This window comes from Microbulbifer sp. SE14, assembly GCF_059834885.1.
Genome location: NZ_JCBAJA010000003.1, coordinates 168,518 through 182,435, shown reverse-complemented (window position 1 = coordinate 182,435; position 13,918 = coordinate 168,518). Strand labels below are relative to the sequence as shown.

General features: G+C 65.7%; 10 protein-coding genes. 9 read left to right on the top strand and 1 reads right to left on the bottom strand.

Annotation, left to right across the window (positions count from 1 at the left end; genetic code table 11):
* Positions 1 to 63: 63 nt before the first annotated feature.
* The 9 genes from AC6R19_RS03765 (at position 64) to AC6R19_RS03725 (ending at position 11,766) form a co-directional block, all read left to right on the top strand.
* Positions 64 to 1,365 carry an N-acetylmuramoyl-L-alanine amidase gene (locus AC6R19_RS03765; protein WP_500578227.1) on the top strand — a complete coding sequence of 434 codons (1,302 nt, stop codon included), beginning with the start codon at positions 64 to 66 and terminating at the stop codon, positions 1,363 to 1,365.
* A gap of 112 nt (positions 1,366 to 1,477) precedes the next feature.
* Entirely contained in the window at positions 1,478 to 3,358 is a 1,881-nt protein-coding gene (gene mutL, locus AC6R19_RS03760; RefSeq protein ID WP_500578226.1) for a DNA mismatch repair endonuclease MutL, read from the top strand.
* Positions 3,359 to 3,431: 73 nt separating this feature from the next.
* Positions 3,432 to 4,355 (top strand): tRNA (adenosine(37)-N6)-dimethylallyltransferase MiaA, encoded by a 924-nt coding sequence (gene miaA / locus AC6R19_RS03755; RefSeq protein ID WP_500578224.1) that lies wholly within the window; start codon positions 3,432 to 3,434, stop codon positions 4,353 to 4,355.
* Between the two features lie 172 nt (positions 4,356 to 4,527).
* Positions 4,528 to 4,809, top strand: a complete 282-nt coding sequence (gene hfq, locus AC6R19_RS03750) for an RNA chaperone Hfq (RefSeq protein WP_500578222.1) — start codon at positions 4,528 to 4,530, stop codon at positions 4,807 to 4,809.
* Between the two features lie 292 nt (positions 4,810 to 5,101).
* The gene (gene hflX / locus AC6R19_RS03745) at positions 5,102 to 6,415 is read left to right on the top strand and encodes a ribosome rescue GTPase HflX (protein WP_500578219.1); all 1,314 of its coding nucleotides are present in this window, start codon (positions 5,102 to 5,104) and stop codon (positions 6,413 to 6,415) included.
* A gap of 239 nt (positions 6,416 to 6,654) precedes the next feature.
* Positions 6,655 to 7,797 (top strand): FtsH protease activity modulator HflK, encoded by a 1,143-nt coding sequence (gene hflK, locus AC6R19_RS03740; RefSeq protein ID WP_500578217.1) that lies wholly within the window; start codon positions 6,655 to 6,657, stop codon positions 7,795 to 7,797.
* A gap of 11 nt (positions 7,798 to 7,808) precedes the next feature.
* Positions 7,809 to 8,681 (top strand): protease modulator HflC, encoded by an 873-nt coding sequence (hflC, locus tag AC6R19_RS03735; protein WP_500578216.1) that lies wholly within the window; start codon positions 7,809 to 7,811, stop codon positions 8,679 to 8,681.
* 411 nt (positions 8,682 to 9,092) lie between these two features.
* Positions 9,093 to 10,286, top strand: a complete 1,194-nt coding sequence (locus AC6R19_RS03730; RefSeq protein ID WP_500578214.1) for an ATP phosphoribosyltransferase regulatory subunit — start codon at positions 9,093 to 9,095, stop codon at positions 10,284 to 10,286.
* 157 nt (positions 10,287 to 10,443) lie between these two features.
* Positions 10,444 to 11,766, top strand: a complete 1,323-nt coding sequence (locus AC6R19_RS03725; RefSeq protein ID WP_500578212.1) for an adenylosuccinate synthase — start codon at positions 10,444 to 10,446, stop codon at positions 11,764 to 11,766.
* A gap of 52 nt (positions 11,767 to 11,818) precedes the next feature.
* Here AC6R19_RS03725 and AC6R19_RS03720 read toward each other — a convergent pair whose 3' ends face one another.
* Positions 11,819 to 13,747 (bottom strand): RecQ family ATP-dependent DNA helicase, encoded by a 1,929-nt coding sequence (locus tag AC6R19_RS03720; protein WP_500578211.1) that lies wholly within the window; start codon positions 13,745 to 13,747, stop codon positions 11,819 to 11,821.
* Between the last annotated feature and the right edge of the window lie 171 nt (positions 13,748 to 13,918).

Here is a 13,918-nt window from a genome sequence, read left to right as displayed (position 1 = left end):
GGAACTCACCCAACCTGCGATTAAGTGCGATCAAGTGATTGGCAAGAGGCCAGCAAAAAAACAATGCTCAGAATTTTCATACTCGCGCTTTTGTGCTCGCTCGCCCTTGTTGCCCGGGCGGCAACGGAAGTGGAGGGGGTGCGCCTGTGGCGCGCGCCGGACCACACGCGCCTGGTGTTCGACCTCAGCGGCCCGGCGGAGCACAAGCTGTTCACCCTGAACGACCCGCACCGGGTGGTGGTCGACGTGGCCGACACCCGCCTCGCCGCGGCGCTGGACGGCCTGGAGCTGGAAAACACCCCGATAGAGCGCGTGCGCCACGGCCGCCACGACAGGAAAGACCTGCGCGTGGTGCTGGACCTGAAGCAGCAGGTCAAGCCCAAGAGCTTCGCCCTCGGCCGCCACGGAGATCTGCCGGACCGGCTGGTGATCGATCTCTACGACAGGATAAAGAATGAGGAGAAAACCCTGCAGCAGGTCAGTCGCGAGCGGGATATCGTCATAGCGATCGACGCCGGTCACGGCGGCGAGGACCCCGGCGCGCTGGGCCCCGGCGGACTGCGCGAGAAAGACGTGGTGCTGGCCATCGCCAAACAGCTGCACAGGGCCATCGACGGCCGGCGGGGCTTCTCCGCCAAGCTGGTGCGCAGCGGCGACTACTATATCCCGCACCGCGAGCGGGTGAACAAGGGCCGCCAGATGCGCGCCGACCTGTTCGTATCCATTCACGCCGATGCCTTTACCCGCAAGGACGCCCGCGGTGCCGGTGTCTACGCAGTGTCCTCCCGCGGCGCCACCAGTGAGACGGCACGCTTCCTGGCCCAGCGGGAAAACGAATCCGACCTGATCGGTGGCGCCGGCAGCCTGAACCTGGGCGACAAGGACGACACTCTGGCCGGGGTGCTGTTGGACCTGTCGATGACCGCCACCATGAACGCCAGCCTCGATATTGGCGCCAGCGTGCTGTCGCAGCTGGGCTCGATCACCCATCTGCACAAGAAGCGCGTGGAGCAGGCCAATTTCGCCGTGCTGCGCAACCCGGACGTGCCCTCGATCCTGGTGGAGACCGGCTTTATCACCAACCCCCAGGAGGCCAGGCGCCTGCGCGACCCGGCCTTCCAGCGCAGGCTGGCGCAAAAAGTCAGCGACGGTATAGTGGCGCACTTCACCAGCCGCCCGCCGGCGGGCAGCTGGCTGGCCGCCAATCGCGACAGCGTCGAACGCCGCCACACCATCGCCCGCGGCGACACCCTGTCCGGCATCGCCGCGCGGTACAATGTGTCGCTTTCCGAATTGAAGAAAGTCAACGGTATCGACAGTTCGGTGATCCGCGTCGGCCAGACACTGACCATCCCCTCGGGTTGAACCACAACACGTAGGAGCGGCCGTTGGCCGCCATCGATGTCCGGGGCAGCCGAAAGCCTGATCGCGGCCAACGGCGGACGGCCGCCCCGCCGCTCCTACTGGGAATTTTGATATGTCCGATAGAATCCAGCAGCTGTCCCCCCGCCTCGCCAACCAGATCGCCGCCGGCGAGGTGGTGGAGCGCCCGGCCTCGGTGATCAAGGAGCTGCTGGAGAACAGTCTCGACGCCGGCGCCTCGCGCCTGGAGGTGGAGATCGACAACGGCGGCATCAAGCGCATCAAGGTGCGCGACAATGGCAAGGGCATTGACAGGGACGACCTGCCGCTGGCGCTGGCCCGCCATGCCACCTCGAAAATCCACGCGCTGGAGGACCTGGAGGCGGTGGCCACCCTCGGTTTCCGCGGCGAGGCCCTGGCCAGTATCTCCTCGGTGGCGCGGCTGGAGCTGACCAGCAGCCGCGACGACAGCGGCAAGGGCTGGCAGGTCAGCGCGGAGGGCCGCGACATGCAGGCGCAGCTGGCGCCGGCGGCGCATCCCCGCGGCACCACCGTGGATGTGCGCGATCTGTTCTTCAATACCCCGGCGCGGCGCAAGTTCCTGCGCACCGAAAAGACCGAATTCAACCGGGTCGACGAGACCATCAAGCGCCTGGCCCTGTCCCGATTCGATGTCTCCATCAGCCTGCGCCACAACGGCAAGGGCGTGCACAACCTGCGCGCCGGCAGCGGCCGCGTGGAGATGGAGCGGCGCGTGGCCCAGGTGTGTGGCCCGGCCTTTATGCAGAATGCGCTGCATATCGACGTAGAGCGCAACGGCCTGCGCCTGTGGGGCTGGGTGGCCGAGCCGGCCTTTTCCCGCTCCCAGGCGGACCTGCAGTTCTTCTATGTCAACGGCCGCGCCATCCGCGACAAGGTGGTCAGCCACGCGGTGCGCCGCGCCTTCGCCGATGTCCTCTATCACGGCCGACACCCGGCCTTCGTGCTCTACCTGGAGCTGGATCCGGCCTCGGTGGACGTGAATGTGCATCCGACCAAGCACGAGGTGCGCTTCAGGGACAGCCGCCTGGTGCACGATTTCCTGTTCGGCTCCCTGCACCGGGCCCTGGCGGATGTGAGGCCCGGAGATCGGGACTCGGGACTCGGGACTCGGGACTCGGGGGTGGATCGGGACTCGGGACTCGGGACTCGGGACTCGGGTCAACCGAAAGTCGCCGGCGGTATTGCCGTCGGCGAGTTCGCCGGCCAACAGAAGATGCCGCTCACTTCGCGCCCATCGCCCGGCGACCTGCAACAGCAGATGCAGAACTACGGCGCCCTGCACCAATCCTACAATGGCGTCGCGGAAGCCCGACCTCCGAGTCCCGAGTCCCGAGTCCCGAGTCCCGGCTTTACCCCCAGTCCCGAGGATGCCCCACCCCTCGGCTACGCCCTGGCCCAACTCCACGGCATCTACATCCTGGCCCAGAACGAGCAGGGCCTGGTCGTCGTCGACATGCACGCGGCCCACGAGCGCATCGTCTACGAACAGATGAAGGCCGCCCACGCCGCCGGCGGCATACAGGCACAGCCGCTGCTGGTGCCGGTCAGCCTGGCGGTCAGCCAACGGGAGGCGGACTGCTTCGAGGAGCGCAGCGAAGTGTTCACGGCACTGGGTTTCGTGCTGCAGCGGGCCGGCCCCGAGACGCTGCTGGTGCGCCAGGTGCCCACCATGCTGCACGGCGCCGAGGTGGAACAACTGGTGCGCGACGTGCTCTCGGACCTGCTGGCCCAAGGCGGCAGCGACCGCATCGGCGAGCGCATCAACGAGATACTCTCCACCATGGCCTGCCACGGATCCGTGCGCGCCAACCGCAAGCTGACGGTGCCGGAGATGAACGCACTGCTCCGCGATATGGAGCGCACCGAGCGCAGCGGCCAGTGCAACCACGGCCGCCCGACCTGGACCCAGGTGAAGCTCGCCGATATGGACAAGTGGTTTATGCGTGGGCAGTGAGTTGAACAGACGGGACTCGGGACTCGGGACTCGGGACTCGGGAAGCAAATCCAAACCCCGCGCAATATTTTTGATGGGGCCGACGGCGTCGGGCAAGACGGACCTGGCCATGGCGCTGGCCGAGCGGTTGCCGGTGGAGCTGATCAGCGTCGACTCGGCGCTGGTCTACCGGGGCCTGGATATCGGCTCCGCCAAGCCCTCGGCCGCCGAGCTGGCGCGCTACCCGCACCGGCTGATCGATATCTGCGACCCCTCCGAGCCCTACTCCGCCGGCCGTTTCCGCGAGGACGCGCTGGCGGCCATGGCCGAAGTTGTCGCCGCCGGCAAAATTCCGCTGTTAGTCGGTGGAACCATGCTGTATTTTCGCGCTCTACTGGAGGGCATGGCGCAGCTGCCGGAGGCGGACCCCGCCATCCGCGCCGAACTGGAGGCGCGCGCCGCGCGCGAGGGCTGGCCGGCCCTGCACGCGGAATTGGTCCGGGTGGACCCGGAGTTGGCCTCCCAATTGCACCCCAATCACTCGGTGCGTATAGAGCGTGGCCTGGAGGTCTACCGGCTGACCGGCAGGCCCCTGTCGGAGCTGCGCCGCGCGCAGGCGCGGGATTCGGTGGCCGAGCACTACGACCTGCGCCAGCTGGCGCTGCTGCCGCGGGACAGGGCACTGCTGCACGAGCGGATCGCCATCCGCTTCCGGCGCATGCTGGATGCGGGCTTTGTCGACGAGGTGCGGCATTTGCGCGAGCGCGGAGACCTGCACGAGGACCTGCCGGCCATTCGCGCGGTGGGTTACCGCCAGGTGTGGCAGTACCTGGAGGGGCGGCTCGGCTACGACGAGATGGTGGAGGCGGGAATCGCCGCCACCCGCCAACTGGCCAAGCGCCAGCTGACCTGGCTGAGGCGCTGGCCGGACCTGGCGCTTATTTACGCACAGGATAGCGATGGCCGAGTGCGCAAAAATGACGAAATATTGGCGAAGGCCTTGAAATTTCTTGCCTGAGCATCCATAACGTGATTGGGCAAGCCCGCTCAGTCAGTTTATTCACAGAGTCCGGCCACTTCCGGCTCTTTATTTATACGCGTATTCAACCACAGTCGTCTCTTAGTCCACGGGCTTCGTGGGCGCGATTGCGGCCTGCATTCGCTTCCAGCTTTTGACAAGGAGAAAAAAGATGTCAAAAGGGCACAGCTTACAAGACCCTTACCTCAACGTATTGCGCAAAGAGCGTATCCCGGTTTCTATCTATCTGGTCAACGGCATCAAGCTTCAGGGGCAAATAGAATCCTTCGATCAGTTTGTGGTACTGCTGAAAAACACCGTCAGCCAGATGGTGTACAAGCACGCCATTTCCACCGTAGTCCCGTCCCGTGCGGTGCGCGTGCCGCTGTTGAACCCCCAGGCTCAGCAGGGCGAGGGCGCCGGTGAGGGCGGTGAGCGAGAAACCTTCGGTTAACCCGTCCCGTTTCCCGGTTTGACCTGCGCCTCGGCTTGCCGGGGCGCCTGCAGTTTGGCGCCGTGAAATCGGGCCCCAATCCGGGCTAGCGAAAGCAAGTTAAGCCGGTATTGACCTTTAGGCTGGCTCGGAGCAAGGTCCTGCTGCCGGCAGCCCTCCGGGAAAAGCGCCTGCGGCTGGTCAATTAATAGTGCCGATGGGGCTTTTCCCCGGGTGGTTTCCGGCAGCAGGGCCAATCCAGAGTCCTTAACTCAGCGACATTCGGACCCAAGCCCACACAAGAGATTTCCTATTGTTTTTTGAACGACCGGAATCCGGTGAACTGGCAGTGCTGGTCCACCTGGAACTTTCCGCCATCGACAGCCCCGACGACCCGCGCGAATTCGAAGAGCTGGCGCTCTCCGCCGGCGCGGATCCGGTGGCCTTTATCTTCGGACAGCGCGCCACGCCGGATCCCAAGACTTTTGTGGGCCGCGGCAAGCTGGAGGAGATACGCCAGGCGGTGGTGGATCACGGCGCCGAGCTGGTGATTTTCGACCACACGCTGTCGCCCTCCCAGGAGCGCAATATCGAGCGCGAGCTCAAGTGCCGGGTACTGGACCGCACCGGCCTGATCCTGGACATCTTCGCCCAGCGCGCCCGCACCCACGAGGGCAAGCTGCAGGTGGAGCTGGCGCAGCTGCGCCACATGGCCACGCGCCTGGTGCGCGGCTGGACCCACCTGGAGCGGCAGAAGGGCGGTATCGGCCTGCGCGGTCCCGGCGAGACCCAGCTGGAAACCGACCGCCGCCTGCTGCGCGCGCGCATCGATTCCATCGAGAAGAAGTTGGAAAAGGTCCGCCGCCAGCGCGAGCAGGGCCGCCGCGCCCGCTCCCGCGCCGAGATCGCCACCGTCTCCCTGGTGGGCTACACCAACGCTGGCAAATCCACCCTGTTCAACCGCCTCACCGACGCCGGCGTCTATGTGCGCGACCAGCTGTTCGCGACCCTGGACCCGACCATGCGCCGGGTGGACCTGCCCAACGTGGGGGCCATGGTGCTGGCGGACACCGTGGGCTTCGTGTCCCACCTGCCGCACAAGCTGGTGGAGGCCTTTCGCGCCACACTGGAGGAGGCCGCCAATGCCACCCTGCTGCTGCACGTGGTGGACGCGGCAGCGGAGGACCGGCTGCACCTGATGGAAGAGGTGCAGACCGTGCTGGAGGAGATAGATGCGGCGGAGCTGCCGCAGCTGATTGTCTACAACAAGATCGACCTGCTGCAGGACAATGCGCCCAGAATCGAGCGGGACGAGCAGGGTGTGCCGCGCGCCGTGTGGCTGTCTGCCATCACCGGTGCCGGCTGCGACCTGCTGATCGACGCTATCGCCGAGCGCCTCGGTGAGCAGATGGTCAGCGGCCTGCTGGTGACCACACCCCAGCAGTCGCGCCTGCGCGCGCAGCTCTACGAAATCAACGCGGTGCAGGGCGAGCGCTACCGTGACAACGGCGACTGCGAACTGCGGCTGCTGCTGCCGCGCAGCGATTTGCAGCGGCTGCTGGCGCCGTACAAAGAGGGGGAAAATGCCCCGCAGTGGCAGCCTTATAGCGAGGCTATGTCGGGATAAGCGGCAATAATTCGCCGGCGAAGAGTGTTAGCCCGGTTATCGTGCCGAGGGCCGCGATGAGCGCGCCGAGATCTGTGCGCGCAGTGTTTTTTTGTGGCGTATATGCATGCTTTTGCACGTATTGGCCGCAAAAAAACACTGCGCGTGCAGAGATCAAGCGATGGCGTGGCCCTCGGTGCGATATCCGGGCTAAAATCCCGCGGTACAAGAAGTTTAACGACCAGAGTTGGAGTGTTTCGATGGCCTGGAACGAACCGGGTGGTAACGGCAAGGATCCCTGGGGTGGAGGCGGCAAGCGCAATGACGGCCCGCCGGATCTGGATGAACTGTTGCGCAAGCTGCAGCAGAAACTGAATAACCTGTTTGGCGGCGGCTCCGCGTCCGGTGCCGGCGGCCAGGGCAAGTTCCCCTGGTCGCTGGTGTTTATCGTGCTGGCCGTACTCTACGGCCTGCTGGGCTTCTACCAGGTCAATGCCAACGAGTCCGCGGTGGTGTTGCGCCTGGGCAAATACCACTCCACAGAGACTTCCGGTCTGCACTGGAATCCGCCGCTGATCGACACAGTCACCAAGGTGAACATGACCGAGGTGCGCACCGAACGCACCACCGGGCAGATGCTCACCGAGGATGCCAGCATCGTGGACGTAGTGCTGCAGGTGCAGTGGCATATCGACGACGCAGAATCCTTTGTGTTGCGCGTGCGCGATCCGCTCAAGAGCCTGCAGGAGGCCACCGACAGCGCCCTGCGCCACGTGGTCGGTTCCCTGACGCTGAACGGCGTCATCTCCCAGAACCGCACCCAGGTTTCCGCGGATACCCAGGAGCGGTTGCAGCGCTATCTGGACCTCTACCAGACCGGTATCCGCGTCGACGTGGTCAACCTGACCGACGCCAAGGCGCCGCGGGAAGTGCAGGACGCCTTCGACGACGTGGTCCGGGCCCGCGAGGACGAGGTGCGCCTGCAGAACGAGGCCCAGGCCTACGCCAACCAGGTGATCCCTGTCGCGCGCGGCCAGGCCCAGCGCATCATCGAGGAGGCCGAGGCCTACAAGGCCCGCGTGGTGGAGAGCGCCCGCGGTGAGGCGGTGCGCTTCGAGAAACTGCTGGCGGAATACGAGCGCGCGCCCCAGGTGACCCGCGAGCGCCTATACCTGGATGCGGTGCAGCAGGTGATGGCCAACGCCTCCAAGGTGATGGTGGACGTCGAGGGCGGCAACAACATGATGTACCTGCCGCTGGACAAGCTGGCCCAGCAGAGCGGCACCCAGGCGGTGCAGCGCAAGGATGTGTCGCCGCAGGTGGTGGACGAGATCTACCAGCGGGTGCTCGACCGCCTGAGCGCCGAGGCCGCCAACCGGCGCCGCAACCAGAATGTCCGTTGAGGGGTGACGCAATGAACAACAGAACACTGGTAATCATCGCCGCCCTGCTGCTCGCAGTCCTGGCCATCTCCTCCAGCGCCTTCGTGGTCAAGGAGACCGAAAAGGCCGTGCTGTTGCGTTTCGGTGAGCTGATCCGCACCGACTACGAGCCGGGGCTCTACTTCAAGATTCCGCTGGTGCACGAACTGCGCAAGTTCGACGCGCGTATCCAGACCGTGGACTCCAGCCCGGTGCGCATGCTGAACAGCGAAAACAAGTTCATGATGGTGGACTCCTACGCCAAGTACCGCATCTTCGACGTGGGCCGCTTCTATGTCGCCACCCGCGGCGACGAGCGCAACGCGGTGCGCCTGCTGGCGGAGCAGATCAACAACCGCCTGCGCAACCAGTTCGGTGTGCGCGACCTGCACGAAGTGGTCAGCGGCCAGCGCGACGAGCTGATGGCGGAGATCACCAAGAACCTGAACCAGACCGCGCAGAAGGACCTGGGTGTGGAAATCGTCGACGTGCGCGTGAAACGCATCGACCTGCCGCCGGAAGTGTCCGAGTCCGTCTTCCAGCGCATGCGCGCCGGCCGCGAACTGGAGGCCCGCGACCACCGCGCCAAGGGCCAGGAGGCCAGCGAGCGCATCCGCGCCAACGCCGATCGCCAGAAGATAGTGATCGAGGCCGAGGCCTACCGCCAGTCGGAAGAGCTGCGCGGTGCCGGCGACGCCGAGGCCGCGGCCATCTACGCCAGCGCCTACAACAAGGACCCGGAGTTCTACCGCTTCACCCGCAGTCTCAAGGCCTACCAGGAGACCTTCCAGAGCAAGTCCGACATGCTGCTGGTGGATCCGGAGAGCGAGTTCTTCCGCTATCTGAAGGATCCGGAGGGCAAGTAACATTGTCGGGACTCGGGACTCGGGACTCGGGACTCGGGACTCGGGACTCGGGACTCGGGACTCGAAAGATGATGCGAAGGTCCTGGTGCCGGGGGATGTTTGCGGGACCGTATGAGACAGGGATGTCGACTACGAGCCTACAGGGACGTATTCACGGCGTGTCCCGCAAACATCCCCCGGCAGCAGGGCCGCCACGGAGTCGGTTGCAGGCCCCGGCGTCAGGTGCCGCTCCAGGCAAGGGCGAACACAAGATTCGCCCCTACAGTCAGGTTTTGCGGAACCGCATGGCGCAATACCTCTACCTTCCCGCAAACACTTGATGGTAAAATCACGCAAACCGGGCCCCGCCCGGTTTTTTTGTGAGGGCCGCTCCCGCCCTTAACGCACCGCCGACAAAACTGTTTTTTCACCATGACCCAAGCCGATCGCTGGATGCTGCCGGACGGCATCGCGGAAATCCTGCCCGCGGATGCCCTGCAGATAGAAACCCTGCGCCGCCGCCTGCTGGACCTCTACCACAGCTGGGGCTACGAGCTGGTGATACCGCCGATGCTGGAATTCACCGAGTCCCTGCTGATCGGCATGGGGCGCGACCTGGAACTCAGTACCTTCAAGGTCACCGACCAGCTCTCCGGCCGCACCCTCGGTATCCGTGCCGATATCACCCCCCAGGCCGCGCGCATCGACGCCCACAGCTTCCCCCGCGCCGGCGCCAACCGCCTCTGCTACGCCGGCCATGTGCTCCACACCCGCCCGCGCACGGCCATGGGCTCGCGGGCGCCGATACAGATAGGTGCCGAGCTGTACGGCGTCGACAGCCTGCAGGCGGATATCGAGGTCATCTCACTGATGCTGGAGAGCCTGCAGGTCGCCGGCGTCGAGCAGATACACCTGGACCTGGGCCACGTCGCCATCTACCGCAGCCTCGCCGACGCCGCGGGGCTGGACGCCGAGCAGCGCCGCGAGCTCTTCGCCCTGCTGCAGAGCAAGGCCAGCGCCGATGTGCAGAGCTGGGTCGAGGGCAATGTCGCCGAGCCGCGGGCGGCCGACTGGCTGCGCGCATTGCCGCGACTCGCCGGCGGGCGCGACTGCCTGGCGCGGGCCCGCGACCTTTTCGCCGGCGCACCGACGGAACTGGCGGCGGCGCTGGCCGACCTGCAGAAGGTGGCCGATTCCCTGGCGCAGCGCTATCCGTCAGTGGAGCTCTTCTTCGATCTCTCCGAAGTGCGCGGCTACGACTATGAGACCGGCCTGGTATTCGCCGCCTACACCCCCGGCCACGGCCAGGCCCTGGCCAACGGCGGCCGCTACAACGGCATCGGCAGGGTGTTCGGCCGCGACCGCCCTGCCACCGGTTTCAGTAGCGACCTGGTTTCCCTGAATATCCTCGGCCGCGCGCCGGAATTGGCGGACAACGCCATCCTCGCACCGCTGGCAGAGGGGGCGGACGGCGAGACCCTGTGGCGCGCTGTGGAGAAGCTGCGCCGCCGGGGTGAAGTGGTCATCTACACACTCCCGGACGGCGCCGAGGGCGAGGTGCAGTCCCGCTGCGACCGCGAACTGCGACTGGAAAACGGGGGGTGGACAGTAAAGCCGCGGGCTTGAAACTAAGCTTATTGAATTTATTGTAGGAGCGGCTCGGGCGGAAGCGGCCCATGGCCGCGATCGATAGTGGTTTCGGCATGGACCGATCGCGGCCAACGGCGGATGGCCGCCCCGCCGCTCCTACAAGGGAAAAAACCTGAGTCAGAGATTTACGCAAATGGGCAAAAACGTAGTAGTGCTGGGCACCCAGTGGGGCGATGAGGGCAAGGGCAAGATCGTCGACCTGCTGACGGAAAAGGTATCCCTGGTAGTGCGCTTCCAGGGCGGCCACAACGCCGGTCACACCCTGGTGATCGACGGCGAGAAAACCGTGCTGCACCTGATCCCGTCCGGCATCCTGCGCCCCAGTGTCACCTGCCTGATCGGCAACGGCGTGGTGCTGTCGCCGGAGGCGCTGCTGAAGGAAATGGCCGAGTTGGAGGCCAAGAGTGTGCCGGTGCGCGAGCGGCTGCGCCTGTCCCCGGCCTGTCCGCTGATACTGCCGGTGCACGTGGCCCTGGACCAGGCGCGGGAGAAGGCCCGCGGCGACAAGGCCATTGGCACCACCGGCCGCGGCATAGGCCCGGCCTATGAGGACAAGGTGGCGCGCCGCGGCCTGCGCCTCGGCGACCTGTGCAACTGGGACAGCTTCTGTGCCCAGTTGAAGGAACTGCTGGAGTACCACAACTTCGCCCTGACCCAGTACTACAAGGTGGATCCGGTCAACTACGACGACATGGTCGAGCAGGCGAAGGAGTGGCGCGACCAACTGGTGCCGATGATTGCGGACGTGGCCGACCAGCTGCATTGCGCCCGCGAGCGCGGCGACCACATCCTGTTCGAGGGTGCCCAGGGCTCGCTGCTGGATATAGACCACGGCACCTACCCGTTCGTGACCTCCTCCAACACTACCGCCGGCGGTACCGCCACCGGCTCCGGCTTCGGCCCCCTGTACCTGGACTATGTGCTGGGCATCACCAAGGCCTACACGACCAGGGTCGGCGGCGGCCCCTTCCCGACCGAACTGGAGTGCGACGTGGGCCGCCACCTGGGTGAGAAGGGCCACGAGTTCGGCGCCACCACCGGCCGCGCGCGCCGCACCGGCTGGTTCGATGCCGTGGCCGTGCGCCACGCCATCCGCATCAACAGCATCTCCGGCCTGTGCCTGACCAAGCTGGACGTGCTGGACGGCCTCGAGGAAGTGAAGATCTGCGTCGGCTACCGCAACAGCGACGGCGAGGAAGTGCCGGTGCCCTTCGACGCCGCCGGTTGGGAGGGTGTGGAGCCCGTCTACGAGACAATGCCCGGCTGGAGCGAGACCACCTTCGGAATCCGCCGCGAGGCGGAGCTGCCGGACAATGCGCGCGCCTATATCGCCCGTATCGAGGAACTGGTGGGCGCGCCGATCGATATCATCTCCACCGGCCCGGATCGCAACGAGACCATAGTGCGCGAGTCCTCGGCCCTGTGCGAAATGGGCATCCACAGCCCCAGCCGCTGATCGCTTGCGGCTCTTACCGGAAGCGGCGTCCCTCGGGACGCCGTTTTCGTTTTCAGTTTCCCGACAGCTGTTCGGCTAAAGCCAGTACCTGCCGAAACGGCTGCTGCGCCAGACGACCGAACTGCGGGTGCCGGCGCAGGCGCCCGCTGGCCGGGCTGGCCAGGCCGCAGAGGAAGCGCGCCAGCTGTCGCGGGTGCGCCAGCGCCGGCTGTGCCTCGCCGATCAATTGCTCGATTCCCCGTCTATCGGCTGCGCCGGTTTCCCTCGGTTCTGTACCAGGCAGGCTGCGCACCAGTTTGTCAGATTGGGGCTGGCGGCAGTTGCTGCACTGGCCGCAGGGCTGCGGCAGCGTCTCGCCGAAATAGCCGCACAATTGCGCCGGCAGACACTCGGCGCTGGCGGCGTAGTCCAGCACCAGCTGCAGGCGCGCCAGGTCCTGCTGCTCGCGGCGGGCGAACAGCTGCACCAGTTTCGCGCAGAGAGCGGTCAGGTCCGGTGTCTGCAGCCGGCGGTAGCCCTGGCGCACGCCCTTGGCGCGGGTCTCGACGCAGCCCTGCTCTTCCAGGTACTGCAGCGCCTTCAGGATACGCGTGCGCGGCTCGCCCAACTGCTCGGTGGCTCGCTGCACATCGATGGTGAGCCAGGTGCGGCCCATCTTGCCGGTATCGAAGAGGCGCCGCAGGAAATCCGCCCGCGCGGCGTCGAAGCGCGCCAGAATCTCCGTCGCCGGTTGCAGGAACTGTATCTGGTAGCTGGTGTAGAAGGGACCGGTGGCGCGGATCACACCCTCCAGTTCCAGGTAGGTCAGGGCGGTGCTGACTACCAGTTGGCGGATATCGAACCGCTTGGACAGTTCGTAGACGGAGATATCGAATGTTTCGCCCTGTTCCAGCAGTTGGCGCAGCAGCGCCTCCAGGTGCTCGGTGATCGGCGTGTCGCCGTAGGTGAAGTTTTCCAGCACGCGCACGTCGCCGGCACAGGCGAACAGCTCACAGCGGGCCGCCCCGCCGTCGCGGCCCGCGCGGCCTATTTCCTGCATATAGTTTTCCAGGGACTTGGGCAGGTTGTAGTGGTAGACGGCGCGGATGTCGGCCTTGTCGATGCCCATACCGAAGGCGATGGTGGCCACCACCGCACTGATCTCGCCGGCCATAAAGGCGTTCTGTATCTGCTCGCGCTCCTCGGCTTTCATGCCGGCGTGATAGGCGGCAGCACGAATGCCGGCCGCTTTGAGCCGTGCGGCGACGGTCTCCGCGGTCTGCTGCAGGGTCACATAGACGATGGCCGGTGCTTCCGGAGCCGCCAGCAGCCGTTCGGTCAGGCGCGGCAGCTTCTGCGCCTCGTCGCAGGGGGTGACTTCCAGTTGCAGGTTTTTGCGGTAGAAGCCGGTCTGTACCTGGGCGGTTTCGTCGATACCAAACTGGCGGCGGATATCCGCGGCCACTTCGGGCGTGGCCGTGGCGGTCAGGGCGAGAATGCGCTCGGCGCCCAGCTCCCGGGCCAGCTGCGCCAGCTTCAGGTAGTCGGGGCGGAAGTTGTGGCCCCACTCGGAAATGCAGTGGGCCTCGTCCACCGCCATCAGGCCGATGCTCAGGCCGCGCAGCAGCTGCAGGAAGCGCTCGTTCTGCAGCCTCTCCGGGGCCACATACAGCAGTTTCAGTTCGCCGACGCGCAGCTGGCGGTAGATCTCCCGCACCTCGTCGCCGCTGCGGCTGGAATCCAGGCGTGCGGCGGCGATGCCGAGAGAGCGGAGGCCGTCCACCTGGTCCTGCATCAAGGCGATCAGCGGCGATATCACCAGGGTCAGGCCGTCGATCGCCAGCGCCGGCAGCTGGTAGCAGAGACTCTTGCCGCCACCGGTGGGGAATATGGCCAGGGCGGAGTCGCCGGCCAGCAGACGATCGATCACCGCCCGCTGGCCGGGGCGGAAGTCGCGCAGGCGAAAGCGGTTCTGCAGTATCTCCTGTGGATTTGCGGTCATAATTTCTCCTCCATGTGAGTTCGTCCGTATATCGCGCCGCGAGCTGCGCCTTCGCTTGATCTCTGCACGCCCAGCACATTCTTGCGGCTAATATGCAATAAGCATGCATGTACGCCGCAAAAATGCACTGGACGCACAGATCGCGGCGCGATATACGGACGGGTGGTCCCA

Excerpts from the sequence above, each read along its gene's own strand:
- AC6R19_RS03765 (WP_500578227.1), top strand. The coding sequence starts at position 64 with ATGCTCAGAATTTTCATACTCGCGCTTTTGTGCTCGCTCGCCCTTGTT.
- AC6R19_RS03730 (WP_500578214.1), top strand. The coding sequence starts at position 9,093 with ATGACCCAAGCCGATCGCTGGATGCTGCCGGACGGCATCGCGGAAATC.
- miaA (WP_500578224.1), top strand. The coding sequence starts at position 3,432 with ATGGGGCCGACGGCGTCGGGCAAGACGGACCTGGCCATGGCGCTGGCC.
- hflC (WP_500578216.1), top strand. The coding sequence starts at position 7,809 with ATGAACAACAGAACACTGGTAATCATCGCCGCCCTGCTGCTCGCAGTC.
- AC6R19_RS03725 (WP_500578212.1), top strand. The coding sequence starts at position 10,444 with ATGGGCAAAAACGTAGTAGTGCTGGGCACCCAGTGGGGCGATGAGGGC.
- mutL (WP_500578226.1), top strand. The coding sequence starts at position 1,478 with ATGTCCGATAGAATCCAGCAGCTGTCCCCCCGCCTCGCCAACCAGATC.
- hfq (WP_500578222.1), top strand. The coding sequence starts at position 4,528 with ATGTCAAAAGGGCACAGCTTACAAGACCCTTACCTCAACGTATTGCGC.
- AC6R19_RS03720 (WP_500578211.1), bottom strand. The coding sequence starts at position 13,747 with ATGACCGCAAATCCACAGGAGATACTGCAGAACCGCTTTCGCCTGCGC.
- hflK (WP_500578217.1), top strand. The coding sequence starts at position 6,655 with ATGGCCTGGAACGAACCGGGTGGTAACGGCAAGGATCCCTGGGGTGGA.